The sequence below is a fragment of the Polaribacter sp. SA4-10 genome (assembly GCF_002163835.1).
Taxonomy (GTDB): Bacteria; Bacteroidota; Bacteroidia; order Flavobacteriales; family Flavobacteriaceae; genus Polaribacter.
Genome location: NZ_CP019331.1, coordinates 1370225 through 1396090 on the forward strand (window position 1 = coordinate 1370225; position 25866 = coordinate 1396090).

The following is a 25866-nucleotide window of genomic DNA, read 5'->3' on the forward strand; positions in this document are numbered from 1 at the left end:
GTAAACAACTCTATGCAAGCACAATACACTGATGTGATCAATTCAAATAAACCAGGTTTTTCTGAAAGCCCTTATAGTGTTGGCGTAGGAGTTTATCAATTTGAAAGTAACTTTTTTTATAGAAATACAAGCATAGAACCTACATTTTCTAAACCACAATCTTTTGGAGCAGATATTTTTTTTAGAACTAGTTTATTTCTTGAAAAATTAGAATTAAATACACAACTAACCTATCAAAATGATAAAGTAGCTTTTAAAAATGTTTTTACTTCTCATTATTTTACTTCAGGAATCAGTAAATTTTCTATAGGCGCAAAATATTTAGTTTTTCAAAAAGAATATGAAGATAAAACGAAAGAAATTAGAAGTTGGAAAAAGAGGTTTGCTTTTGATAAAAAAAGATTAATTCCCTCTGTTGCTGTTTACCTTGGTCTGAATACCGATTTTATAAATGATATTCATAAAACAGGAAGTATAACTCCTAAGGTAGGTGTTTTGCTTCAGAATGATTTAAGTAATAAGTTTAACATTATTACAAATTTTTATTACGATAAATTTGGATCTGATTTTTCAGAATTTTCTTCTATAATTACTGCTACACACAATTTTAGTGGCAGATGGTCTGCCTTTTTAGAATATCAAACTGTTTTTCAAAAATATCAAAACAACACAAATATAGGCACTGGTTTAGCGTATTTATTTAGTAGAAATTTTCAAATAAATACTTCTGGAAGAATGCTTCTTGAAGGTGAAGCAAAGGGATTTTATGCTGGTTTAGGTATTTCTTACAGAATTAATAGACATGAAGATCCTTATATTGATTTAAATAAAACCAATCCCGCACTAAAAAACACTCCAATTACAAGGTATAACAACCGTAAAAATGGTTTTTTCAATAGAATTTTTAGCATTTTTAAAAGAAAAGAAAGTAAAAAAACAACTAGAGAAAGACCACGTAGAAGTAGAAAAAAGACATCAACCAAAAATAAAAAAAGAGGATTTTTAGGTCTATTTGGAAAGAAAAAAAAGAAAAAAGAAACCGAACTCGAAAAGCTTGAAAGAGAAATTAAAGAGCTAGAAGAAGAGATGGAAAAAGATGACAATTAGAAATACTACTTTTGTTTCATGATTACACTTAAAAAAATTACTACTAAAAAGGAAATGAAAGAATTTGTTCTTTTTCCTTTTTCATTATATAAAGACAATAAATACTGGGTTCCTCCAATTATAAAAGACGAGGTAGATAATTTTGACCCAGAAAAAAACCCTGTATTTGAGAATGCTGAAGCGCAGTTTTTTGTAGCAATTAGAAACAATAAAATTGTTGGTAGAGTTGTTGCTATTATAAATTGGTTTGAAGTTGAAAAGCAACAAATTAAAAAAATGCGTTTTGGTTGGTTTGATGTTATAGAAGACATTGATGTTACCAAGGTTCTTTTAAATAAAGTAAAAGAAATTGGGCTTAAAAATAATCTTGAATATATTGAAGGGCCAGTTGGATTTAACAACCTTGATAAAACAGGTGTTTTAACTGATGGTTTTGATCATTTAGGAACTATGATAACTTGGTATAATCATCCCTATTACAAAGAACATTTAGAGCAATTAGGTTTTGTAAAAGAGAAGGAATATTTAGAAAATAAATTTAAGTTTAGTAAAGTTGATGGTGTTTATTTTGATAGAATAAGTAGCATCATTAAAAGACGTTTTAAACTAAAAGCATTAGATTTCACAAAGACAAAAGACATAATGCCTTATATAGATGAAATGTTTGAAGTTTTTGATGCAGCATATTCTAAACTATCTACTTTTGTTCCTATTTCTGATTCTCAAATAGCATTTTTTAAAAAGAAATACATTTCATTTATCAATCCAGAATATATAAAATTTGTGGTTGATGAAAATAATAAATTAGTTGCTTTTGCTATTGTAATGCCTTCTTTTTCTGAAGCTTTACAGAAAGCAAAAGGAAAGTTATTTCCTTTTGGATTATTTCATTTATTAAAAGCCAGAAAACACGCAAAAGATGTTACTTTTTATCTAATTGGTGTACATCCAGATTATCAAAACAAAGGGGTACATGCAATTATTTTTGATCAATACACAAAAACATTTGCTCCTTTAGGAATAGATAATTGTATTAGAACTCCTGAGTTAGAAGACAATGAAGCTATAAATAAATTATGGGAAAACTTTGATCCTGTAACCCATAAGAGAAGAAGAACGTATAGAAAAAGTCTTCTGTAAATCAATTAGCAAAAGTAAAAAAACGATTACGAACGTCATTTCTAAATGAGCTTTTTTAAGCGTTTTAAAAATCTCAACTTTGAAATTAATAAAAAAAAATGCAACTATTTTATAATTCAGAAATTACGGTAGAAACTTCTCAAATTATTTTTGATAAAATTGAGAGTAAACATATTGTTCGTGTTTTACGTAAGAATGAAAATGATATTCTTAAAATAACAAACGGAAAAGGTTTTTTGTTTGATGCAAAAATTATTATTGCGAGTGATAAAAAATGTATTGCAGACATTATTTCGTCTGAAGAAAAACCAAAACCTTGGAACTACTATTTACACATTGCAATTGCTCCTACAAAATTAAATGATAGAATGGAATGGTTTTTAGAAAAAGCCACAGAAATTGGTATTGATGAAATTACACCAATTATTTGCTCTAATTCAGAAAGGCGTATTGTAAAACTAGAACGTTTTGAGAAGATTATTCAATCTGCAATGAAGCAATCTTTAAAATTTACATTGCCAAAACTAAATGAACCTGTAAAGTTTAATGACTTCATAAAACAAGATTTTGAAGGAAACGTTTGTATTGCTCATTGTGAAGAACAAGATAAAAATCTATTAAAAGATGTTGTTAATCTATCAGAAAAAACAACAATTCTTATTGGTCCCGAGGGTGATTTTTCTATGGAAGAAATTAAAAAATGTTTAGAAAAAAATTGTACTCCAATTTCATTAGGAGAAAGTAGATTAAGAACAGAAACGGCTGCTTTGGTTGCAGTGAATACTGTTTCAATTATTAATCAGTAACTTTTTACTATCTTGCTTTTTATTCTCATTTTATAATTATTAATGAAGCAACTTTTATTTCTTTTTTTTTGTAGTTTATTTATAAATATTTCAGCCCAAGATGTTGCTATATTAAAATATAATGGTGGTGGAGATTGGTATTCTAACCCAACTGCGATTCCTAATTTAATTGCCTTTGCAAATGAAACAATTAAAACAAATATTACTACAAATCCACAAACAGTAGCAGTTGCTAGCGAAGATCTTTTTAACTACCCACTGTTATTTATGAGCGGTCATGGAAATGTATATTTTTCTGATGAGGAAGCAGAAAACTTAAAAAATTACTTAATTTCTGGAGGTTTTTTACATATTTCTGATAATTATGGATTGGATAAATTCATTAGAAGAGAACTAAAAAAAGTTTTCCCAAATCTAGAATTACAAGAAATACCAAGCAATCATCCTATTTTTAATCAAACGTTTAAATTTAAAAACGGAATTCCTAAAATTCATGAACATGATAAAAAACCTGCGCAAGGTTTTGGTTTATTTTACGAAGGAAGATTGGTTGTGTTTTACGATTATGAAACCGATTTAAGTGATGGTTGGGAAGATGAAATTATACATAACAACCCAAAAAGTGTGAGAGAAAAAGCATTAAAAATGGGCGCAAATATTATTGAATATGCTTTTAGAAACTAGCCCAAATATAAATATTGATGATATCAAAATAAACTTTGATACGCAAGGTTTATGGATTTTAAATATTGCCATCGCAATTATTATGTTTGGCGTTGCTTTAGGTATTTCTATAGATGATTTTAAACGACTTTTTAAAAAGCCTAAAATAGTTTTTGTGGGCGTTTTATCACAATTTTTCTTATTACCAGCAGCAACTTTTTTAATCATTTTATTAATTAAACCTCATCCTAGTTTCGCTTTAGGAATGATGATGATTGCAGCTTGCCCAGGAGGAAATGTATCTAACTTTTTTAGTAAAATGGCAGGAGGAAATGCCGCTTTATCTGTAAGTCTTACAGCATTTGCAACTTTAATATGTATTGTTATGACTCCTTTTAATTTACAATTTTGGGGGAGTTTATATGAACCAACAAACGAAATTTTAAAAACGGTTGAGCTAAACCCTATGGATTTATTTAAGTTGGTTTCTCTTATTTTAGGTATTCCTTTATTCTTTGGAATGCTGATAAAACATTATCATTCTAAAATGGCCGATAAAATAGAAAAAGTATTAAAACCATTATCAATGCTAGTTTTTATAGCATTAATTTTTATTGCTTTTTCTCAAAATTTAGATGTTTTTGTAAATCATATTCATCACGTGGTTTTCTTGGTGATTTTTCATAATATTTTTGCGTATATTTTAGGCTATTTAACAGCAAAAAGTTTTGGTTTAAATAAACAAGACACAAAAACAATTTCTATGGAAACTGGAATTCAGAATGGTGGGCTGGGTTTATTATTAATTTTCGGGTTCTTTGGTGGCTTAGGAGGAATGGCATTACTAGCTGCTTTTTGGGGGATTTGGGATGTTTTTTCTGGCTTATTACTAGCTACTTATTGGGGAAGAAAAACTAAAAAAGAAGCAATCATTTGAAAACACTTTGGTATAACTTTATAAGAATAATGATTAAAACTGGCTTGTTCTTTTATTCTAAAAGAATTAAAGTCATTGGTAGTGAAAATATACCTAAAAAGGGTGCTGTATTATTTGCTGTAAATCATCCAAATGGATTAATAGATCCTTTAATTGTTACCACTAACATCTTTAGAAAAAATCATTATTTGGTAAGAGCCGCTGCTTTTAAAAATCCAATTGTAAAGAAAATTTTAAGTTCTTTAAATTTAATGCCAATCTATAGAATTAGAGATGGTGCAAGCCAGTTAGGAAAAAATAAAGAAATCTTTGAAAACTGTTTTGAAATCTTTAACAAAGGAGAGACTTTAATGATTTTCCCTGAAGGAAGCCATAATATAAAACGTACAATTAGACCTTTAAGTAAAGGTTTTACAAGAATTGTATTTGGTGCTTTAGATAAATATCCAGATTTAAAAATAACTGTAATTCCTGTTGGAATTACATATCAAAATGCATCCTCTTATCCTACAAAAGTAGTTGTGAATTTTGGAACACCCATTTTATCTGAAGAGTTTTACAATAAAGAAGAAGTAAATTCATCTATAAATAGTTTAAAAACAGAAGTTAGTAATCAACTTAAAAAATTAAGTGTTCATATTCCTGATGATGAAAATTACAACACTAGTTTATCTAAATTAAATGATGCTCAAGTAGATTTTACCAATATTGATGAAGTTAATAAAATGATTATTTCTGGTAATTATCCGGAGAAAAAAAACAGTAGAAAAGACTTTTTAAAACCTTTATATTTTTTAATACTTATCAATAGTATTTTCCCTTATCTGATTTGGAAAAAAGCATCAAAAGGAGTTGATGAAATTGAATTTATTGACACCTTTAAATTTGGAATGAACATAGTAACTTTTCCTTTATTTTATGGTTTACAAACTTGGTTGATATCTCATTTTTTTAATAAAGAAATCGCTTTTTGTTATTTAATTATTTCTTTGCTTACAATTCTTATCTATTCTAAGTTTTCCGTAACAAATACAGCTATTTCATAAACAAAAACTACACGTGTAAATGGGTTGAGTACTAATTGAAATAGCGTCCTTTTTATAACCTATTTTAATAAATATCATTAAGAATGAAGTGACGTAATCTCTTTCAAATAATAAGAGTACCACAGTTTATAAAAACTAAACTTCACAATGATAATAATAAAAAGATAAATTACAAGTAGGAAATAACTTTTAATTTAAAATTGCATCCTGAATAATTTGTTGAATTTTTGTACGTGTGTTGCTTTTAATCAAACCCCTGTTTTCCATATTAGGATATACTCTGTTTGATAAGAAAACATACACAATTTCACTTTCTGGATCTGCCCAAGTATAGGTTCCAGTAAAGCCAGAATGACCAAAACTTTTATCGGAAACACAACCACAAGTTGCTTTTACCTCTGGGTCTAATTGTGGTTTATCAAACCCTAAACCTCTTCGCACTTTTTCATCAGAAAAATAACGTGTATTAAACTTACTTATAGTTGCTGCTTTTAAATAACGTTTTCCTCCATAATAACCTTTCTGTAAATACATTTGCATAATCTTGGCAACATCGTTTGCATTTGCAAATAAACCTGCATGACCTCCTACACCACCTAGCATTGCTGCTCCCATATCATGAACATTACCAAGTAATAACTGATTGCGGTAATAATCATCTATTTCTGTTGGCACGATTTCTTTCTTTTTAAACTTAGCTAAAGGCAAGTAGGTAGTTCTATCTGCTCCTAAAGATTGATAAAACTCTTCATCAACCAATTTATTAATCGGTTTTTGATATTTTTTTTCTAAAGCTTCTTTAAATAAATAATACCCTAAATCGCTATATTTATACCCTATACTTTCTGTTTGATCTGCGTCTTTTATATACTTGTAAATACTGTCTTTATAACTCTTATTAATGTATAAATTTTCAGCAACTTTAATTTGAAAATTTCTCGATTTTTTTCTTCTGTAAAAGGAGGCTAAATTTTTATGAGTAACGCTGTCTTGAGTACCTATATAAAAAGGAATCCAAGCTTTTAATCTACCAAAATGAGATAGAATTTCTTTAACGGTAACTGTATCTTTATTAGAGTGATTAAAACTTGGTAAAATATCTCTTAAACTTGCCGATAAAGGGATTTCGTGTTCTTCTTCTGCTCTCATAATTAATGGAAGTGAAGCTAAAATTTTTGTTAAAGAAGCCAAATCATAAATATCTGAATTTTTAACTTCTTGAGTTTTCTTATCTGTATGAAATCCGTAACTTTTATTAAATACAACTTTACCTTTTCTAGCAACTAAAACCTGAAAGCCCGGAGCCATTTTATCTTTTAAAATGGTATCAGCCATTTTATCTATTAGTGCTAATTTTTTTGATGATAATTGTACATCTTCAGGTATAGAATATTCGAACCTACTTAATATAGAAGTAGTTAATCCATGACCTTCTGCAAATTCATTTTTTATAGAAACTGGTAACTTTCCTTTTGCACTAATTGCACCAAATAGTAATTGTGCAGATAGTTCTTGAGAAATTTTACTATTTTGATAAGAGACAATTAAACCTTCAATATTTGAAAATGTTTTTATTTGCAACAAACTATAAGGGCTTGCAAAAATATCTAAAATAATATTTTTTTCTCTTGCTATTTCATGCAACCAAACTAAATCTTTATCGTTAAACTTATAGCTTTTCCAAGGGTTTTCATTTGACTTATGAAAACCTACAATTACCAAATTATAGGGTTTTAATTTTTTAAGTAATATATCTAAATTTTTGTCTGAAACTACATCTACTTTTGTGTAGTTTTTTAACATGTTTACATAAGAATCTCCAGAATCGTCACCTAATTTTACATATGCAATTTTTCTTTTTTCTAAATTCCTGATAGGAATATCGCCTTTTAAGTTCTTTACAACTGTTAGTGAGTTTTTTACTAAATCTCTGTGCAATAACTCGTCTTCAACGGTATTTAAATCTTCATTTAAATTTTCTAATTCTATAGGTTTATAATTCTGTAAACCCGCCCAATATTTTGCTTTTAAAATTTTACGTACAGAAAAATTAATTCTTTCCTCAGTTAGTGTTTTTAACTCTAATGCTTGTTTAATTAACCTTACAGTTGCAGGTATTTCATGCGGAATTAACAAGATATCGTTTCCTGCTTGAATTGCTGCTAAGTTTATTTCTGCTGGGGTTGCAAAATTTGCAGCACCTTTCATGTTTAATCCATCAGTAAATATTAACCCTAAAAAACCCAATTTTTGTTGCAATAAATTGGTAACAACATTTTTAGATAAAGAAGTTGGTAAACTAGCGTTAGCTTCTAAACTTGGTATACTTAAATGTGCAGTCATAACACTGGTTAAACCAGCATCAAAAACTCTTGTATAAGGATATAATTCTATAGAATCTAAACGCGCTTGATCAAAATTTAAAACAGGCAATGTATGATGAGAATCTGTTGCTGTATCTCCATGTCCTGGAAAATGTTTTGCATTTGCCATTACACCTTCACTTTGCATTCCTTGTGTAAAAGCAATTCCTTTTTGAGTAACATTTATTTTACTTTCGCCAAAAGAACGATTCCCAATTATAGGATTATCTGGATTTGTATTAATATCTACAACTGGCGCAAAATTTACATGAATTCCTAAACGTTTGCAATGTTTTCCTAAATGCACACCAAAATCTTTTACCAAAGAATCATTTCTAATTGCACCCAAAGTCATGTTCCAAGGAAAACGATATGTATTTTTTAAACGCATATCTAAACCCCATTCTCCATCAAAACCAATTAGCAATGGAACCTTAGAAATTACTTGATATTTATTACTTAATATTGCTTGTTTTTCTGGTGTTCCTTGCATAAAGATTAAATTACCAGCATGATATTTTTCTATCATTTCTGTAATAAAAGCTTCGTGCTTTTCATCTTTATTAGAATATGCTTGCACCATAAATAACTGTCCAATTTTCTCATCAATTGTCATGTTATTCATTAAACTATCTACCCAAATTTGTTGATATTCAGCATCTTTTGTTTTTAAAGGATCTATACTTTGAGCGTTTATTTTAAAAACAAATGCAATAAATAGTACTAAAAATATCTTTTTCTTCATGTTAATTTTAATGTTTTTTTTGGGCGTTTAAACAGGCTTTCCATTGTATCTTTTTATGCTCAATTTAATTCAGTAACCGTCTTTTATATCAAGAACAATTTACTAATCTAAATGATACGTGAAACGAGTTCAGCATAAAAAGGATGCCATTTCAATCCTTAACGCAGCTTACTAATAGTATAAACTCAGTAAGTTAAAATCAATTTTTATACCAAAAAGCGTTTGTGCCAGCTTTCTTTTGCAGGAACTTCCCAGTGAGATTCAAAATCTTCCTTTGTGCCTACCATATTATTAAAAACAATAGTTTCTGAAGTAACTTTCTTATCTTTTGCAAATTGCTGAAAATCAGACATTTTTACAAGATTAATGTTTTTATCATCTTTAAAAGTGATGTTCATTTTATTCATCAAATCTAATTTTAATTCGTTTTCTAACTCTTTTATAAAACGAACAGAACTATCTATAGAACAACCAGAAACATTGTTAAAACTTTCATCTACAGCCAATACTAAAAACTGATTGTACTTTATAGTAAAAGATCCTTTTAAATCATCTCCATGACGCGTCCATTGGTTAATAAAATCTTCTGCTTTTGCTGAAATAAATTCTATTTCTTTCTTTGTGAATTCTCTATCGGATTGGTATATCCAAACGCGAGAATTATTTGGTAAATTTTTATATTCTGTAAACATATTTTAAAAATGTTTAATCGTTTAATTGTGTATTTGCTTAAAAATAATAAAAAGGACTTTGTTTAATAATAAATCCTTGTTAAAATAAATTATTTGTGGGTGAAAAAGATTCTTCAATCATCTATAAAGACTCATTTTGAAATAACAAATTTATCTCAAATTAAATTTCTGCTGCAATGCTTGTAGCTTATCAGCATCAGACATTGTATCTTTTGGTGCAGACATTCTTTCTTTAATTTCTTTTAATACTTTTTTAGTGTACAAAGGAAAATCTGCATTCTGGATCCAGTTATTGTAACCAGGATTTTCTGTAAACACCTCTTCTACTGTTCTTCCTTTATATTTTCCGAAAGAAAAAACTTCTTGATCTTCATCATTCATTAAAATAAAACCTGCAAAATCTGCTCTTACACCATGTGTAGAATATTCACTTAAAGCAGCAACAGAATTTTCTATATCATCATATTTATCTAACTGAGCCAACAAAATTTCATAGGTTGCATTTGTATCTGCCTCTGCTCCATGTGCTCCTTCTAATTCTTTGCCACAGTAAAACTGATAACCGGCACCTAATGTTCTTTGTTCTTTCTTATGAAAAATTACTTGCACATCAATTGCTTTTCTATTTTTCATATCAAAATCTATTCCTGCTCGCATTAACTCTTCTGCTAACAAAGGAATATCAAATCTGTTTGAATTAAAGCCTGCTAAATCACAATCTGCAATCATTTCATTAACTTTAGCAGCCAATTCTTTAAAAGTAGGTTCTGTAACTACTTGCTCGTTTGTAATTCCATGAATATCTGATGCTCCTTTTGGAATTTCCATTTCTGGATTTACCAACCAAGTTTTACTTTCTTTATTTCCATTTGGAAACACTTTTAAAATAGAAATTTCTACAATTTTATCGTTTGCAATATTAATTCCTGTTGTTTCTAAATCGAAAAATACGATCGGTTTTGTTAGGTTTAAGTTCATTAAATTATTCGTTATTTATTGTGTTTTAAAATCATCTAATTGCGCTAAATCTTTAGACAACAATGTTGGTTCTGTAAAATTATATTTTTCTAATTCTTCTAATCAAAGTTCTGCTAAAATTAATGTCTAAAGATAAAAAAAAAAGAGGGTTTTTATTGATTTTCTCTTCGCTTTTATCAATAAAAATTATACGCTAACTTTTACATTTTGAATTAAAAAAAATACTGTTTATAAAATTAAAGAAAACCTAATTTACCAAAAATAAATGCTTACCAAGTTGGTTTTAAACTATTGTTTCAAAAAACAATAAGTAGTGCAATCAAAATTAAAAATGGGTGGAAATTTCCTATAACAGACAATGCAATTGGGATTAACAAGAATGTCAAAAGAAGATATTTACAATTTTCGAAAAGTTACATTTAAAAAACGAATATGACCATACTGGAATTGAACTTTCATATTGTCAAAAAATTGTAAATTTACAGGGTTGAGAAATTTGATTCGCATCTTTGCTAAGTAATGGTAGCAATTTTTATTTCACCATATTAAATGAAGAAAGAGGAAAGAAAAAGATAAAAATTGATAAATTAATGGACCTAAACCTAGGCCATTGACACTTGAGATGCTTAATGAAGTTTTAAAAAATAATTCACCTGATTTGTTTTAATATAAAATTAAAAATGCCAAAAAAAGGAAAAGCTAAAAACACTGTTAATAAAGCAAAGCACACAAAATTGATGAATAGAAAAATCAATAAAGTTAAGCTAGAGAAACAGCTAAATAAAGAACGCTTAAAAGCGATTATGAAAAAAGTTAATGATGAAAAAAACTGACAGAATATTTAGAGATTTTAAAATAATTTTCCCTTTTTTCATTTAACGTTACATTTTTTGAATTATACACTTTTTTCGCCTCTAATTTATTTAATATAAATTTAATCTATATTAAAATAATATATAAAAAGATTTTTCTCATTTTTTTTTAATTTGTAATCCTTAACTTTCAAGTGATTCTGAATCCTATAAAAACAACTATAATGGAAAACAACAAAAATTCTAATAGCGAAAGCAAGTGCCCATTTATGCACGGAGGAAACACCGTTACCGAAAAAACAGTTATGGATTGGTGGCCAAATGCATTAAATCTAGATATTTTACACCAACATGATGTTAAAACCAATCCGTTAGGAAAAAACTTTAACTATCAAGAGGAATTAAAAAAATTAAATGTTCAGGCACTTAAAAAAGACCTTACTAATTTAATGACAGAAAGCCAAGACTGGTGGCCTGCAGATTGGGGGCATTATGGAGGGTTGATGATTCGTATGGCGTGGCATGCAGCTGGTTCTTACAGAATTGCTGATGGACGTGGTGGTGCTGGAACCGGCAACCAACGTTTTGCACCGCTTAACTCATGGCCAGACAATGGGAATTTAGATAAAGCAAGACGTTTACTTTGGCCAATCAAGAAAAAATATGGTAACAAAGTTAGTTGGGCCGATTTAATTATTTTGGCAGGAAATATTGCTTATGAGAGTATGGGGTTAAAAACTTTTGGTTTTGCCTTTGGAAGAGAAGATATTTGGGGACCAGAAAAGGATACTTATTGGGGAGCTGAAAAAGAATGGTTAGAACCAAGTGATGGACGTTATGATAATCTTGAGCACCCTTCTACAATGGAAAACCCACTAGCTGCTGTACAAATGGGACTAATTTACGTAAACCCCGAAGGTGTTAACGGAAAACCAGACCCAATGAAAACTGCAGCTCAAGTGCGCGAAACTTTCAAGCGTATGGCAATGAACGATGAAGAGACCGTTGCCTTAACCGCAGGAGGACATACCGTAGGAAAAACACATGGAAATGGAGATGCAAGTATTTTAGGTCCAGAACCTGAGTCTGCACCCGTTGAAGAACAAGGATTTGGGTGGTCAAATCCAACTAGAACCGGTGTAGGTCGTGATACAGTAACAAGTGGATTGGAAGGTGCTTGGACAACTCATCCTACAAAATGGGATAATGGTTTCTTTGAAATGTTATTTAATCATGAATGGGAATTAACAAAAAGCCCTGCCGGTGCTCAACAATGGGAGCCTGTGAATATAAAGGAAGAAGACATGCCTGTAGATGTAGAAGATTTGTCTACACGACATAACCCTATGATGACAGATGCTGATATGGCAATGAAAGTTGATCCAATATACAGAGAGATTTCATTGAAATTTAAAAATGATTTTGATGGTTTTTCTGATGCTTTTGCACGTGCTTGGTTTAAACTAACACATCGTGATATGGGACCAAAAGAACGTTATTTTGGACCTGATGCTCCAAAAGAAGATTTAATTTGGCAAGATCCTGTTCCTCAAGGAAAAAAAGAATATGATATTGATGCTGTAAAAGTAAAAATTACTAATTCTGGTTTAAGCATTTCAGAAATGGTTTCTACAGCTTGGGATAGTGCAAAAACATTTAGAGGTTCAGATTATAGAGGTGGTGCTAATGGAGCACGTATTCGTTTAGCTCCACAAAAAGACTGGGAAGGAAATGAACCAAAAAGATTATCAAAAGTATTAGCTATTTTGGAGCCTATTGCTGCTGAATTTGGAATTAGCATTGCAGATACCATTGTTTTAGCTGGAAATATAGGTATTGAAAAAGCAATACAAAATGCTGGCATGAATATTAAACTACCTTTTACACCTGGGCGTGGTGATGCAATTGATGAAATGACTGATGCAGAATCATTCGAATATTTAGAGCCTGTAGCGGATGGTTATAGAAACTGGCTGAAAAAAGAGTATGCTGTAAGCCCAGAGGAGCTATTACTAGACAGAACTCAATTAATGGGGCTAACTGCTCCAGAAATGACTGTTCTTCTTGGAGGAATGAGAGTTATGGGAACAAATTACGGAAACACAAAGCATGGAGTACTTACAGACAATGTAGGTGCTTTAACAAATGACTTCTTTGTAAATCTAACAGATATGTCATATAAGTGGAAACCAATAAACGGCATTTATGAAATTTGTGATCGTAAAACAGGTAAAGCAAAATGGACTGCTACAAGAGTTGATTTAGTTTTTGGTTCAAACTCAATACTTAGAGCCTATGCAGAAGTTTATGCACAAGATGATAGTAAAGATAAATTTGTAAATGATTTTATTGCTGCTTGGACTAAAGTTATGAATTTAGACCGTTTTGATTTAAATTAAGTATTAAAAAAGTTATCAAACACAAAAAAACCACTTCAAATGAAGTGGTTTTTTTATTAGTGAATAATTCTTTTTTTTATTAATCAATAGAACCTAAAACACGCTTCATAAAAGAATTTAAAGCTTCTTTTTTTGGTGTTCCCTCTTTTATCATTTTATCTACCTCAACAGCTCCATAAAGATTTGAAATTAACTCGCCAATAACATCTAGTTCTTCATCTTTTAAAGACGGAACTTCTGTTAAAGCTTCCAATGTTTCAATTGTTTCTAAAACGTAATCTTGATCGTTTTCTTCAATAAAATTAGTTAAGTGTTTTATTACAGGTAATTTCATAATTAAATAACTTCGTTTAACAAGTCTTTTAATATTTCAAACTTGTTTGTTTGTGTCTGATTTACAAACTTACCACCTACAAAAGTGGCAAAAGTTGGTAAATTACTTACATCTGCTAACTTTCTGCTTTCAGGAAATTTCTCTGCATCTGCTATTACAAAAACAATTTCTTCATTTTCTGAAGATAACTTCTTGAATTTTGGTTTCATAATTCTACAGTTTCCACACCAAGTTGCTGAGTATTGTACAACTACTGTTTTATTACCAGCAATTATTTCTGCTAAATTATCTTGACTTAATTCTTGTACCATCTTAATTACGGATTAAAAATTATTTATTAATTAGAAGCTAAATATGCTGCTGTACCTTTTGCATTAGGTTGCATCGCTGTTTTACCTTCTTCCCAATTTGCTGGACAAACTTCACCATGAGATTGTACATGAGAATACGCATCAATTAAACGCATAAATTCATTTACATTTCTACCAACTGGCATATGATTAACTCCTTCATGAAAAACAGTTCCTTCTTCATCAATTAAGTAAGTTGCTCTGTAAGTAACATTGTCTCCTTCTACTTGAATCGTTTGTGTTTCTTCATCAAAAGTTTCATTTGTAATATCTAAAATACCTAGAACAGATGATAAATTTCTGTTACTATCTGCTAAAATTGGGTAAGTAACACCTTCTATTCCTCCGTTATCTTTTGAAGTACTTAACCAAGCAAAATGCACTTCTGGAGTATCACAAGATGCACCAATAACAATTGTATTTCTTTTTTCAAACTCTCCTAAAGCTGCTTGAAAAGCGTGTAGTTCTGTTGGACAAACAAAAGTAAAATCTTTTGGGTACCAAAATAATAATACTTTTTTGTTGTTATTTTTTGCTTCTTCTAAAATATTTAATTTAAAAGTGTCTCCCATTTCATTCATTGCATCAACGCTTAAATTTGGGAATGTTTTACCTACTAATGTAGCCATATTATAATTTTATTTTAATTAATATTTATTTTCAAGTAGCAAATATATAATCATAAAAGACATTAAAATAAAAAAGTTGATGCAAACTTTTTATGTTTGTATCAACTTTTCTTATAGTTATTGTAATTAAAAATAGATTCTATTTATTTCCCGGCAAAAAGTTTTATATCATTTGCAGAAACTTCTTTCTCTCCTAGAATCATTAAACGCTCTATTACATTACGTAATTCACGTATATTACCTGTCCAATCATATTCTTGTAATAGTTTAATTGCTTCTGATGAAAATCCTTTTCTTGGAGTTCCGTGTTCTTCTGATATTTTAGTAGTAAAAAAGTCTACTAATAAAGGGATGTCTTCTCTCCTTTCATTTAACGCAGGAACATTAATTAAAATAACGGCTAATCTGTGGTATAAATCTTCTCTAAACCTACCTTCTGCTATTTCTTTTTTTAAATCTTTATTAGTAGCTGCTATTACTCTAACATTTACTTTTATATCTCTATCAGAACCAACTCTAGAAATACTACTTTCTTGTAAAGCACGTAAAACTTTTGCTTGAGCAGACAAACTCATGTCTCCAATTTCATCTAAAAAGATTGTACCTCCATTTGCCGCTTCAAACTTTCCTGCTCTGTCTTTATTTGCTCCTGTAAAAGAACCTTTTACATGACCAAACAATTCACTTTCTATTAATTCTGAAGGAATTGCAGCACAATTTACTTCAATCATTGGCGCTTTTACTCTATCAGATTTTTCATGTAGCCAGTGAGCAACTAATTCTTTTCCTGTTCCATTTGGACCTGTAATTAAAACTCTTGCATCTGTTGCAGCAACTTTTTCTATGATATCTTTTATATGAGAAATAGCAGCACTCTCACCAATCATTTCATAGTTTTTGCTAACCTTTTTCTTTAGTCTTTTATTTTCTACAACTAACACTTTGTTTTCTAAAGCATTTCTAACGGTATTTAAAAGTCGATTTAAATCTGGCGGTTTAGAAATATAATCAAATGCTCCTAAGCGCATCGTATTAACTGCTGTATCTAAATCTCCATGGCCAGAAATCATTACTATTGGAATTTCTGGTTTTATTTTTTTTGCTTTTTCTAATACCTCAACACCATCCATTTTCGGCATTTTAATATCGCATAAAACCAAATCATAATCGTTGTTTTTTATCATTTCAATCCCTAACAAACCATCTTCTGCTTCTTCTACATTATAGGCATCATTTTCTTCTGAAATAATTTTTTTTAAAACTCTTCTAATAGCAGCTTCATCTTCTATGATTAAGATTTTTGACATCTTTTATGTTTTTTGAAAAATTATTGTTTATTATTTTCTTTATCTATTTTATTTAATCGGATGTTTTTTCTGAATATTTCTTTTAATCAGCACTATTAAAAATATGAACATCTCTTTGAGGAAATGGAATTGTTACATTATTTTCTCTAAACATTCTATCAATTTCAAAACGAATATCACTTTGAGTAAAGCGCGCTTCAAAACTATTATTTAGTGTAAAAACTAAACGAAAATTTAACGAACTATCTCCAAACTCTGTAAATAAAACGGTTGGTTTTGGATACTCTAAAACCGTGTTATTTGTATTTGCTATATCTAATAATATTTTTTTTACAAGCTGAATATCGCTACCATAAGCCACACCAACATTTACTACTTCTCTTGTTTGTGTTCCGTTTTCTGTCCAATTGTATAGAATATTTGTTAAGTACAAATGATTAGGAATAATCAAAACTTTATTATCTATAGTCACTGCTCTAGTAGTTCTTAATCTAATATCTATAACTCTACCTACTTTACCTTCTAACTCAATAATATCTCCAACATGAACAGATTGATCTACTAAAATAAAAATTCCAGAAATAATGTCTTGAAACAACGTTTGTAATGCTAAACCAACACCAATTAAAAGTGCTGCAGATGCTGCAAAAACCGTAGTCACATTTACTCCAGAAGAATGTAAAGTAACCAAGAAAATAATTACATATACCAACCACTTTAAATAACTAAAAACGGCGCCAAATTTTTGTTTATCATTTTCAGGCAATTTTCTAGTGACAATTTTTCTAATAAATTTTAAAACAAATGAAGCAATAATAAGTGCTACAATTACAACAAAAACTGTCTTTATAGAAACACTTACCTTATCACTAAATGTAAAAGTATACCCTAAAAAATCCTTAATTTGATCAAGAATATCTTCCTTGACTTCATATACTACATTTTGCATTTAATTTAATATTTTAACCATTTATACAAGTCTTTATAGGTAGGCTTTTTACCATACATTAAGATACCAACTCTGTAAACTTTAGCTGCTAACCAAACCATAAACACAAAGGTAACCAATAATAACGCCATTGATATTGCCAATTCATACCAAGAAACACCAAAAGGAACTCTCATTAACATTACAATTGGACTTGTAAACGGAATATGAGAAAACAGCACTGCAATTGAACCATGAGGATCATTTATAACAGTTGCAAAACCAACATAAACTCCCAAAATTAATGGCAACATAATTGGTAACATAAATTGTTGCGTATCAGTTTCATTATCTACTGCAGCACCAACTGCTGCAAAAAGTGAACTGTATAACATAAAACCACCTAAAAAATAAAAGATAAATAAGACAAACATTTTTAATAATGGTAATTTTAAAATTTCTAAAATAACTAATTGCATTTTATCTACTCCTGCTGCAGCTTTTATAGCCTCCATTTGCTCTGCTGGCACTTTAGCTGTTTGCATTTCCACAACATCTACTCCAAATATTGATGAAGCTATAGTTCCAATCACTAATAATAAAATTCCCCAAATAAAGAATTGTAGCAAACCTGCAGAAGCATTGCCAATAATTTTACCCAACATTAGTTGGAATGGTTTTACTGAAGAGACTATAATCTCAATAATTCTACTTGTTTTTTCTTCTATTACACTTCTCATTACTGAAGTTCCATAAATCATTACAAACATCATTAATAAGTAACCTGCAATTGCACCAACTCCTATTTTTAGTCCGTTTATCAATTTTGAGGATTCCTCTCCAGAAAAGTTAAACATCTTTATATCACTTGCTATTTTAGATGCTTTTATTTTTTCTAAATCAATACCAAAATTATTTAATTTTTCATTTCTAATTTTTGTCTCAATTTTATTTTCTAAAGAACTCATCACAGACATTCCAGGAGAATCTTTAGAGTAAAACTCTATAGACTTAGCCAACAATTCTAAACTGTCATTTTTAGGAATATATAGCACTCCATAATAACTACCATCTTCTACTTTCTTTTTAGTTTCTTCTATTCCTAAAGCTGTATAATCTGAATAATGAATAGATTTTGTGTCTTTAAAATCGTCTTTTGTAAATAATTCAGAATTATCTACATAAACGATATTCTTTATTTTTTCATCATTTTTTTCCATTAAGAAAAAAACCAAAGCTCCCATACCAACCATTAGTAACGGACTTAAAAAAGTCATCATTATAAATGATTTGTTTCTAACTTTTGCAATAAATTCTCTATGTATAATTAATTTTAACTTACTCATCTTTTTAATTATTTTTATTTACTGCTTGAATAAAAATTTCATTCGCATCAGGAATTAATTCTACAAAATGCTCTACTTGACCTTGATTACTTAAAAAGGATAATAGTTCATTTGAAGATTGATTTTTTGTAAGTTTTATATTTAATCTTAACCCTTTATCTAACATTTTAAAATCTGCAGGAAAAACATCAAAATGCTCTCTTAGTATTGCTTCTACTCCTTTTGGGTTTGAAGTTTCTAGGCCAACCTGAAATGTATTTGTTCTAAACTGACGTTTAATGTCATCTAGTTTTCCATCTAAAATTTTATTAGATTTATCTATCAAAGCAATTTCATCACACATTTCTTCAACAGATTCCATTCTATGTGTTGAAAAAATTACGGTTGCTCCTTCATCTCTTAATTGTAAAATTTCTTTTGCTATTAACTGTGCATTTATTGGATCGAACCCAGAAAAAGGTTCATCAAAAATTAATAACTTAGGATTGTGCATTACAGTAACAATAAACTGTACTTTTTGCGCCATTCCTTTAGAAAGTTCTTCTATCTTTTTATCCCACCAAGCAGAAATGTCAAATTTATCAAACCAATATTTTAATCGTTTTTTAGCTTCACTTTTAGACAACCCTTTTAACTGTGCTAAATACAATGCTTGCTCACCAACTTTCATGCTTTTATACAAACCACGTTCTTCTGGTAAATACCCAATTTGTGCTGTATGTTTTGGTGCTAATGCCTCTCCATCTAATATAACAGTACCACTATCTGGCATTGTAATTTGATTTATAATTCTAATTAACGATGTTTTCCCTGCTCCGTTTGGTCCTAATAAGCCAAAAACACTTCCTTTTGGTATATGAATGGAAACATCATTTAATGCTGTGAAATCCCCATATTTTTTTACAACATTGTTAATTTCTAATAAATTGTTCATTGCTATTTATCGTTTTTCTGAAAGCCTATTTTTATTACAAACTTACATATTTTATAGGTATTAGTATAAAAAACTAACAAAACGTTACAGTATGCGTTATGTTAAAATTTACTATGCACGCATAACTTTTTTGCAATTTACTATGCGTGCATAATAAATTTTTATATATTTGTGGCAATGGAAAAATTAAAATCAATAGATCATGAACTTAGAGCAACATGGCAAGCTGTTGCAAAAGTTTATAATGAAAGGGCTGCAAAGCATGATAGTACAATGGCTACAGCTTTTGTTTTATTAAATATTGATAAACAAAAAGGAACTCCTTCTACAGCTTTAGGTCCATTAATGGGAATGGAACCTACAAGTCTTTCTAGAATTTTAAAAACGATGGAAGATAAAGGCGCTATTTCTAGAGAGAAAAACCCTGATGATGGCAGAAGTGTTATCATAAAACTAACAGAATATGGCAAAGAAATGCGCAAAATTTCTAAAGGTCATGTAATACAGTTTAACGATACCGTAAGAAAAAACGTTTCTGAAAAAGACTTAGAAGGTTTCTTTAAAGTAACAACAACAATTAATAAATTGATTGCAGAGAGAGATATTTATGAAAATATCAATAATAAAGCAGTATAAAACAAATAAGACTAATGACTAGAAGAATTAAAAAAGTAGCAATAGTTGGCTCTGGAATAATGGGAAGCGGAATTGCATGTCATTTTGCCAACATTGGCGTAGAAGTTCTTTTATTGGACATTGTTCCAAGAGAATTAAATGACAAAGAAAAAGCAAAAGGATTAACATTAGAAGACAAAGTTGTACGTAATCGTTTAGTAAATGATGCTTTAACAACTTCTCTAAAATCGAAACCTTCTCCTATTTATAATCAAAAATTTGCAAACAGAATTACTACGGGTAATATTGATGATGATTTGCATTTGATTAAAAATGTAGATTGGGTAATGGAGGTTGTTGTAGAACGCTTGGATATTAAAAAATCTGTTTTTGAAAAAATTGAAAAGTTTAGAACTCCAGGTACTTTAATTACTTCAAACACTTCAGGGATTCCTATCAAGTTTATGAATGAAGGCAGAAGTGAAGATTTCCAAAAACATTTTGCAGTTACTCACTTTTTTAATCCTCCTAGATATTTAAAATTATTTGAAGTTGTTCCAGGGCCTAACTGTAAAGAAGAAGTTACAGATTTTTTAATGATGTATGGTGATAAATTCTTAGGAAAAACAGCTGTTTTAGCAAAAGATACACCTGCATTTATTGGAAATAGAATTGGAATTTTTGGAATTATGAGTTTATTCCATGTTGTAAAGGAAATGGGATTAACAGTTGAGGAAGTAGATAAATTAACAGGACCTGTTATTGGTCGTCCTAAATCTGCAACATTTAGAACTATTGATGTTGTTGGTTTAGATACTTTAGTACATACAGCGAATGGCGTAAAAGACAATTGCCCAGAAGATGAAATGAGAGAGCAGTTTGTAATTCCTGATTTTGTGAACCATATGATGGACCACAAAATGTTAGGAAGTAAAACTGGCAAAGGTTTTTACAAAATGACAAAAGATGCTAGTGGTAAAAGAAATATCTTAACATTAGACTTAAATACATTAGAATACAGAGAGAAAAAATCAGCAAAATTTGCAACCTTAGAATTAACAAAAACAATAGATAATGTTGCTGACAGATTTAAAGTTTTAGTTGCAGGAAAAGATAAAGCTGGGGAATTTTACAGAAAATCTTTTGCAGCAATGTTTGCATACGTTCAAAATAGAATTCCAGAAATTTCTGACGAATTGTACAGAATTGATGATGGTTTAAGAGCAGGTTTTGGTTGGGAACATGGACCTTTTCAAATTTGGGATGCCATTGGTGTTGCCAAAGGTGTTGAAATTATGAAAGCTGAAGGACATACAATTGCTCCTTGGGTTTCTGAAATGTTGCTAAATAATAACGATTCTTTTTACTCAGTAAAAAATGGAGCCACTTATTATTATGACATTCCATCTAAATCTCAAGTAAAAAAACCGGGTCAAGATTCATTTATCATTTTAGATAATATTAGAAAAACAAGCGAAGTTTGGAAAAACTCTGGTGTTGTAATTGAAGATATTGGCGACGGAATTTTAAACTTAGAGTTCCAATCTAAAATGAATACAATTGGTGGCGATGTTTTAGCAGGATTAAACAAAGCAATTGATTTGGCAGAAAAAGACTTTCAAGGTCTCGTTGTTGGTAATCAAGCTGCTAATTTTTCTGTTGGTGCTAATATTGGTATGATTTTTATGATGGCGGTAGAGCAAGAATATGATGAATTGAATATGGCAATTAAGTATTTCCAAGATTCAATGATGCGTATGCGCTATTCATCTATACCAACAATTTCTGCTCCTCATGGAATGGCTTTAGGTGGTGGATGTGAAATTTCTTTACATGCTGATAAAGTTGTTGCTGCTGCAGAAACATATATGGGATTAGTAGAATTTGGAGTTGGTGTAATTCCTGGTGGTGGTGGTTCTAAAGAAATGGCTTTAAGAGCATCAGACATTTTTCATAAAGGAGATGTTGAGCTTAACATTTTACAAGAAAACTTCTTAACTATTGGTATGGCAAAAGTATCTACTTCTGCTTATGAAGCATTTGATTTAGGCTTGCTTCAAAAAGGAAAAGATATTGTTGTTGTAAACAAAGAAAGACAAATTGCTACTGCAAAAGCACATGCCAAATTAATGGCAGAAAGTGGTTACACACAACCTGTAAAACGTAACGACGTAAAAATATTAGGTAAGCAAGCTTTAGGTATGTTCTTAGTAGGAACAGATTCTATGGAGCATTCTAAATATATTTCTGAACACGATCAAAAAATAGCCAATAAGTTAGCTTATGTAATGGCTGGTGGAGATTTATCTGAACCAACAATGGTTTCAGAACAGTATTTACTAGATCTTGAAAGAGAAGCGTTTTTATCACTTTGTACAGAACGTAAAACGTTAGAGAGAATTCAACATATGTTAAAAACGGGTAAACCTTTAAGAAATTAGATTATTAGAATGATAGATTTCTCAATTATTAGCGGTCTACATATCTAAAAATCAAATAATCTAAAAATCAATAAAAAAATGAAAACAGCATATATAGTAAAAGCATACAGAACTGCAGTTGCGAAAGCTCCAAAAGGGGTTTTCAGATTTAAAAGAGCAGATGAATTGGGTGCAGAAACCATTCAACATATGATGAAAGAATTACCTAATCTAGACGTAAAACGTATAGATGATGTAATTGTAGGAAATGCAATGCCAGAAGGTGCTCAAGGATTAAACATGGCACGTTTTATTTCTCTAATAGGATTAAATTCTGTGGATGTTCCTGGTGTAACTGTAAATCGTTTTTGTTCTTCAGGACTAGAAACTATTGCAATGGCATCAGCTAAAATTCAAGCAGGAATGGCAGATTGTATTATTGCAGGTGGCGCAGAAAGTATGAGTTCTGTTCCTATGACAGGTTTTAAACCAGAATTAAATTACGATACCGTTAAAGCGGGTCATGCAGATTATTATTGGGGAATGGGAAATACTGCAGAAGCAGTTGCTAATCAATTTAAGATTTCTAGAGAAGATCAAGATCTGTTTGCATTTAATTCTCATGAAAAAGCTTTAAGAGCACAAGCTGAAAATCGTTTTCAAGATCAAATTGTTCCTATAGAAGTAGAAGAAACTTATTTAGATGCTAATGGTAAAAAAGCGAATAGAAAATACACAGTAACTAAAGATGAAGGTCCAAGAAAAGGAACTTCAACAGCGATACTAAATAAATTACGTCCCGTTTTTGCTGCTGGAGGAAGTGTTACTGCAGGTAATTCTTCGCAAATGAGTGATGGTGCTGCTTTTGTTATGGTGATGAGTGAAGAAATGGTAAAAGAATTAAACATAGAGCCTATTGCAAGAGTTGTAAATTATGCTGCTGCTGGTGTTGAGCCAAGAATTATGGGAATTGGTCCTGTGGCTGCAATTCCTAAAGTTTTAAAACAAGCAGGTTTACAACAAAGTGATATTGATTTGATTGAATTAAATGAAGCTTTTGCTTCTCAATCTTTAGCTGTTATGCGCGAATTAAATCTAAACCAAGACATTGTAAATGTAAATGGTGGTGCAATTGCATTAGGACATCCTTTAGGTTGTACAGGTGCAAAATTATCTGTACAATTATTTGATGAAATGCGTAAACGCGATATGAAAAGTAAATACGGAATGGTAACAATGTGTGTTGGAACAGGACAAGGTGCTGCTGGTATATTTGAATTCCTTAAATAATAACAAAAAATTAAAACAAACAAAAAATGGCAGAATTATTAAGAGGTGGTCAATTTCTTGTAAAAGAAACAAACTGTGAAGACGTTTTTACTCCAGAAGATTTTACTGAGGAGCAACAAATGATGAAAGAAGCTGTAATGGAATTTAATGATAGAGAAATCATTCCTTACAAAGCTCGTTTTGAAGCAAAAGATTTTGCACTTACTGAAGAAACTATGCGTAAAGCTGGTGAACTTGGGTTTTTAGGCGTAGCAGTTCCTGAAGCTTATGGTGGATTAGGAATGGGGTTTGTTTCTACTCTTTTAACTTGTGATTATATTTCTAGTGGAACCGGTTCTTTTAGTACCGCTTTTGGTGCGCATACAGGAATTGGAACAATGCCAATTACTTTATACGGAACCGAAGAACAAAAACAAAAATACGTTCCAAAATTAGCTACTGGTGAGTGGTTTGGTTCTTATTGTTTAACGGAGCCTGGTGCAGGTTCTGATGCCAATTCAGGAAAAACGACTGCAGCATTAACTGCTGATGGAAAATCATATAAAATTAACGGACAAAAAATGTGGATTTCAAACGCAGGTTTTTGTAGTTTAATGATTGTTTTTGCTCGTATTGAAAACGATAAAAATATTACTGGATTTATTGTTGAGTATGACAAAGAAAATCCAAACGGAATTACAATGGGTGAAGAAGAACACAAATTAGGTATTCGTGCTTCTTCTACGCGTCAAGTATTTTATAATGATACTATTGTTCCTGTAGAAAATATGTTAGCTGGTCGTGGTGAAGGTTTTAAAATTGCCATGAATGCTTTAAATGTTGGTCGTATTAAATTAGCGGGTGCGTGTTTAGATTCTCAACGTAGAATTATTTCTTATGCAGTAAATTATGCAAATGAACGTAAACAATTTAAAACTCCTATTTCAGATTTTGGTGCTATTAAAGTAAAGTTAGCTGAAATGGCAACCAATACATATGTTGGTGAATCTGCAACCTACAGAGCAGCAAAAGACATTGAAGATAGAATCAATTTACGAGTAGCGGCTGGTAACACACATCAAGATGCAGAATTAAAAGGTGTAGAAGAATATGCTATTGAATGTTCTATTTTAAAAGTTGCTGTTTCTGAAGATGTACAAAGTTGTGCAGATGAAGGAATCCAAATTTTTGGAGGAATGGGATTCTCTGAAGAAACGCCTATGGAATCTGCTTGGAGAGATGCCAGAATAGCTAGAATTTACGAAGGGACAAATGAAATAAACAGAATGCTTTCTGTTGGAATGTTGATTAAAAAAGCAATGAAAGGTCATGTAGATCTTTTAGGTCCTGCAACAGAAGTTGCAAATAGCTTAATGGGAATACCTTCTTTTGATACGCCAGATTTTTCAGCATTGTTTTCTGAAGAAAAATTAATGATTTCTAAAATGAAAAAGACCTTCTTAATGGTTGCAGGCGCTGCACTTCAAAAATATGGTCAAGAAATAGAGAAACATCAACAATTATTAATTGCTGCTTCAGATATTTTAATTGAAATATACATGTCTGAATCTGCAATTTTAAGAACTGAGAAAAACGTAAAACGTTTTGGTGAAGACTCTCAATCTGTACAAATTGCAATGTCTAAATTATACTTGTATCACGCAGTAGATATTATTGAAGAGAAAGGAAAAGAAAGTATTATTTCTTTTGCTGAAGGTGATGAACAACGTATGATGTTAATGGGCTTAAAGCGTTTTACTAAATATGCAAACTATCCAGATATTGTAGATTTACGTGATGAAATAGCAGAAAAAGTAAAAGCAGAAAATAAATACTGCTTCTAAAAATCTCTTAATGTCAAACTGAGTTTGTTACGTTTTTTTGAAAGATAAAAAACTTTTTCAACTTGCTCAGGCTGACTAATAAAGAATAAAATATTTAAAAATTTCTACGAACTTATCACAGTTATAGAATTGAATTGCTTGTTTAAAAGACCCTCTTTATTGAGGGTCTTTTTTTTTACTGTAAACAATTCTTCATCAACTG

The 25866-nt window shown here is 30.2% G+C and carries 22 protein-coding genes; 12 read left to right on the top strand and 10 right to left on the bottom strand.

The window, feature by feature from the left end; all coding sequences use genetic code 11:
* Window positions 1–12: 12 nt before the first annotated feature.
* The 6 genes from BTO04_RS06030 to BTO04_RS06055 all read left to right on the top strand — a co-directional run bounded on the left by BTO04_RS06030 (window position 13) and on the right by BTO04_RS06055 (window position 5699).
* The gene (locus tag BTO04_RS06030; protein ID WP_232455962.1) at window positions 13–1107 is read left to right on the top strand and encodes a transporter; all 1095 of its coding nucleotides are present in this window, start codon (window positions 13–15) and stop codon (window positions 1105–1107) included.
* An 18-nt stretch (window positions 1108–1125) separates the two neighbouring features.
* Window positions 1126–2247 carry a GTP cyclohydrolase gene (locus tag BTO04_RS06035; protein ID WP_087563643.1) on the top strand — a complete coding sequence of 374 codons (1122 nt, stop codon included), beginning with the start codon at window positions 1126–1128 and terminating at the stop codon, window positions 2245–2247.
* 98 nt (window positions 2248–2345) lie between these two features.
* Window positions 2346–3053, top strand: a complete 708-nt coding sequence (locus tag BTO04_RS06040) for a 16S rRNA (uracil(1498)-N(3))-methyltransferase (protein ID WP_087563644.1) — start codon at window positions 2346–2348, stop codon at window positions 3051–3053.
* A 42-nt stretch (window positions 3054–3095) separates the two neighbouring features.
* Window positions 3096–3737 (top strand): DUF4159 domain-containing protein, encoded by a 642-nt coding sequence (locus tag BTO04_RS06045; RefSeq protein ID WP_087563645.1) that lies wholly within the window; start codon window positions 3096–3098, stop codon window positions 3735–3737.
* Window positions 3721–4653: a bile acid:sodium symporter family protein gene (locus BTO04_RS06050; RefSeq protein ID WP_087563646.1), complete on the top strand. Its 933-nt coding sequence runs from the start codon at window positions 3721–3723 to the stop codon at window positions 4651–4653. The genes BTO04_RS06045 and BTO04_RS06050 overlap by 17 nt, the downstream gene beginning before the upstream one ends.
* Window positions 4654–4682: 29 nt before the next feature.
* Complete coding sequence (locus tag BTO04_RS06055) at window positions 4683–5699, top strand: lysophospholipid acyltransferase family protein (protein ID WP_087563647.1); 1017 nt, start codon at window positions 4683–4685, stop codon at window positions 5697–5699.
* A gap of 189 nt (window positions 5700–5888) precedes the next feature.
* Here the strand turns inward: BTO04_RS06055 and BTO04_RS06060 are convergent, their stop codons facing one another.
* The 3 genes from BTO04_RS06060 to BTO04_RS06070 form a co-directional block, all read right to left on the bottom strand.
* The gene (locus BTO04_RS06060; protein WP_087563648.1) at window positions 5889–8807 is read right to left on the bottom strand and encodes a glycoside hydrolase family 3 N-terminal domain-containing protein; all 2919 of its coding nucleotides are present in this window, start codon (window positions 8805–8807) and stop codon (window positions 5889–5891) included.
* 206 nt (window positions 8808–9013) lie between these two features.
* On the bottom strand, window positions 9014–9499 hold the full coding sequence (locus tag BTO04_RS06065) for an ABC transporter ATPase (RefSeq protein WP_087563649.1): 486 nt from the start codon (window positions 9497–9499) through the stop codon (window positions 9014–9016).
* Window positions 9500–9649: 150 nt separating this feature from the next.
* Entirely contained in the window at window positions 9650–10477 is an 828-nt protein-coding gene (locus BTO04_RS06070) for a 3'-5' exonuclease (protein ID WP_087563650.1), read from the bottom strand.
* Between the two features lie 680 nt (window positions 10478–11157).
* On the opposite strand from BTO04_RS06070, the gene BTO04_RS15320 reads away from it, so the two are divergent.
* Together BTO04_RS15320 and katG are read left to right on the top strand one after the other, a co-directional pair.
* Complete coding sequence (locus BTO04_RS15320) at window positions 11158–11310, top strand: hypothetical protein (protein WP_198342124.1); 153 nt, start codon at window positions 11158–11160, stop codon at window positions 11308–11310.
* Between the two features lie 203 nt (window positions 11311–11513).
* Complete coding sequence (gene katG / locus BTO04_RS06075) at window positions 11514–13688, top strand: catalase/peroxidase HPI (protein ID WP_087563651.1); 2175 nt, start codon at window positions 11514–11516, stop codon at window positions 13686–13688.
* Window positions 13689–13767: 79 nt separating this feature from the next.
* On the opposite strand, the gene BTO04_RS06080 is transcribed toward katG, so the two are convergent.
* The 7 genes from BTO04_RS06080 to BTO04_RS06110 all read right to left on the bottom strand — a co-directional run bounded on the left by BTO04_RS06080 (window position 13768) and on the right by BTO04_RS06110 (window position 19516).
* A complete protein-coding gene (locus BTO04_RS06080) occupies window positions 13768–14022 on the bottom strand; it encodes a hypothetical protein (RefSeq protein ID WP_087563652.1) in 255 nt (84 codons plus the stop codon).
* 2 nt (window positions 14023–14024) lie between these two features.
* Window positions 14025–14333, bottom strand: coding sequence for a co-chaperone YbbN (locus BTO04_RS06085; RefSeq protein ID WP_087563653.1), 309 nt, complete (start codon window positions 14331–14333; stop codon window positions 14025–14027).
* A gap of 26 nt (window positions 14334–14359) precedes the next feature.
* Window positions 14360–15001, bottom strand: coding sequence for a peroxiredoxin (locus BTO04_RS06090; RefSeq protein WP_087563654.1), 642 nt, complete (start codon window positions 14999–15001; stop codon window positions 14360–14362).
* A 143-nt stretch (window positions 15002–15144) separates the two neighbouring features.
* Window positions 15145–16308 (bottom strand): sigma-54 dependent transcriptional regulator, encoded by a 1164-nt coding sequence (locus tag BTO04_RS06095; protein ID WP_087563655.1) that lies wholly within the window; start codon window positions 16306–16308, stop codon window positions 15145–15147.
* Window positions 16309–16390: 82 nt separating this feature from the next.
* Window positions 16391–17257: a mechanosensitive ion channel family protein gene (locus BTO04_RS06100; RefSeq protein ID WP_087563656.1), complete on the bottom strand. Its 867-nt coding sequence runs from the start codon at window positions 17255–17257 to the stop codon at window positions 16391–16393.
* Window positions 17258–17262: 5 nt separating this feature from the next.
* Window positions 17263–18582: an ABC transporter permease gene (locus tag BTO04_RS06105; RefSeq protein ID WP_087563657.1), complete on the bottom strand. Its 1320-nt coding sequence runs from the start codon at window positions 18580–18582 to the stop codon at window positions 17263–17265.
* A 4-nt stretch (window positions 18583–18586) separates the two neighbouring features.
* Window positions 18587–19516 carry an ABC transporter ATP-binding protein gene (locus tag BTO04_RS06110; RefSeq protein WP_087563658.1) on the bottom strand — a complete coding sequence of 310 codons (930 nt, stop codon included), beginning with the start codon at window positions 19514–19516 and terminating at the stop codon, window positions 18587–18589.
* A 177-nt stretch (window positions 19517–19693) separates the two neighbouring features.
* On the opposite strand from BTO04_RS06110, the gene BTO04_RS06115 reads away from it, so the two are divergent.
* From BTO04_RS06115 to BTO04_RS06130, 4 genes are all read left to right on the top strand, one after another.
* Window positions 19694–20152, top strand: coding sequence for a MarR family winged helix-turn-helix transcriptional regulator (locus BTO04_RS06115; RefSeq protein ID WP_087563659.1), 459 nt, complete (start codon window positions 19694–19696; stop codon window positions 20150–20152).
* A 14-nt stretch (window positions 20153–20166) separates the two neighbouring features.
* The gene (locus BTO04_RS06120) at window positions 20167–22572 is read left to right on the top strand and encodes a 3-hydroxyacyl-CoA dehydrogenase/enoyl-CoA hydratase family protein (RefSeq protein ID WP_087563660.1); all 2406 of its coding nucleotides are present in this window, start codon (window positions 20167–20169) and stop codon (window positions 22570–22572) included.
* A 78-nt stretch (window positions 22573–22650) separates the two neighbouring features.
* Entirely contained in the window at window positions 22651–23841 is a 1191-nt protein-coding gene (locus BTO04_RS06125; protein ID WP_087563661.1) for an acetyl-CoA C-acyltransferase, read from the top strand.
* A 26-nt stretch (window positions 23842–23867) separates the two neighbouring features.
* The gene (locus tag BTO04_RS06130) at window positions 23868–25664 is read left to right on the top strand and encodes an acyl-CoA dehydrogenase family protein (protein ID WP_087563662.1); all 1797 of its coding nucleotides are present in this window, start codon (window positions 23868–23870) and stop codon (window positions 25662–25664) included.
* Window positions 25665–25866: the final 202 nt, after the last annotated feature.

Bases quoted from the DNA above. Each gene is read 5' to 3' on its own strand.
- BTO04_RS06040 (WP_087563644.1), top strand. From the start codon at position 2,346: ATGCAACTATTTTATAATTCAGAAATTACGGTAGAAACTTCTCAAATT.
- BTO04_RS06115 (WP_087563659.1), top strand. From the start codon at position 19,694: ATGGAAAAATTAAAATCAATAGATCATGAACTTAGAGCAACATGGCAA.
- BTO04_RS06080 (WP_087563652.1), bottom strand. From the start codon at position 14,022: ATGAAATTACCTGTAATAAAACACTTAACTAATTTTATTGAAGAAAAC.
- BTO04_RS06055 (WP_087563647.1), top strand. From the start codon at position 4,683: ATGATTAAAACTGGCTTGTTCTTTTATTCTAAAAGAATTAAAGTCATT.
- BTO04_RS06100 (WP_087563656.1), bottom strand. From the start codon at position 17,257: ATGCAAAATGTAGTATATGAAGTCAAGGAAGATATTCTTGATCAAATT.
- katG (WP_087563651.1), top strand. From the start codon at position 11,514: ATGGAAAACAACAAAAATTCTAATAGCGAAAGCAAGTGCCCATTTATG.
- BTO04_RS06085 (WP_087563653.1), bottom strand. From the start codon at position 14,333: ATGGTACAAGAATTAAGTCAAGATAATTTAGCAGAAATAATTGCTGGT.
- BTO04_RS06070 (WP_087563650.1), bottom strand. From the start codon at position 10,477: ATGAACTTAAACCTAACAAAACCGATCGTATTTTTCGATTTAGAAACA.
- BTO04_RS06105 (WP_087563657.1), bottom strand. From the start codon at position 18,582: ATGAGTAAGTTAAAATTAATTATACATAGAGAATTTATTGCAAAAGTT.
- BTO04_RS06110 (WP_087563658.1), bottom strand. From the start codon at position 19,516: ATGAACAATTTATTAGAAATTAACAATGTTGTAAAAAAATATGGGGAT.
- BTO04_RS06090 (WP_087563654.1), bottom strand. From the start codon at position 15,001: ATGGCTACATTAGTAGGTAAAACATTCCCAAATTTAAGCGTTGATGCA.
- BTO04_RS06030 (WP_232455962.1), top strand. From the start codon at position 13: ATGCAAGCACAATACACTGATGTGATCAATTCAAATAAACCAGGTTTT.
- BTO04_RS06125 (WP_087563661.1), top strand. From the start codon at position 22,651: ATGAAAACAGCATATATAGTAAAAGCATACAGAACTGCAGTTGCGAAA.
- BTO04_RS06045 (WP_087563645.1), top strand. From the start codon at position 3,096: ATGAAGCAACTTTTATTTCTTTTTTTTTGTAGTTTATTTATAAATATT.
- BTO04_RS06065 (WP_087563649.1), bottom strand. From the start codon at position 9,499: ATGTTTACAGAATATAAAAATTTACCAAATAATTCTCGCGTTTGGATA.
- BTO04_RS15320 (WP_198342124.1), top strand. From the start codon at position 11,158: ATGCCAAAAAAAGGAAAAGCTAAAAACACTGTTAATAAAGCAAAGCAC.
- BTO04_RS06120 (WP_087563660.1), top strand. From the start codon at position 20,167: ATGACTAGAAGAATTAAAAAAGTAGCAATAGTTGGCTCTGGAATAATG.
- BTO04_RS06035 (WP_087563643.1), top strand. From the start codon at position 1,126: ATGATTACACTTAAAAAAATTACTACTAAAAAGGAAATGAAAGAATTT.
- BTO04_RS06060 (WP_087563648.1), bottom strand. From the start codon at position 8,807: ATGAAGAAAAAGATATTTTTAGTACTATTTATTGCATTTGTTTTTAAA.
- BTO04_RS06050 (WP_087563646.1), top strand. From the start codon at position 3,721: ATGCTTTTAGAAACTAGCCCAAATATAAATATTGATGATATCAAAATA.
- BTO04_RS06130 (WP_087563662.1), top strand. From the start codon at position 23,868: ATGGCAGAATTATTAAGAGGTGGTCAATTTCTTGTAAAAGAAACAAAC.
- BTO04_RS06095 (WP_087563655.1), bottom strand. From the start codon at position 16,308: ATGTCAAAAATCTTAATCATAGAAGATGAAGCTGCTATTAGAAGAGTT.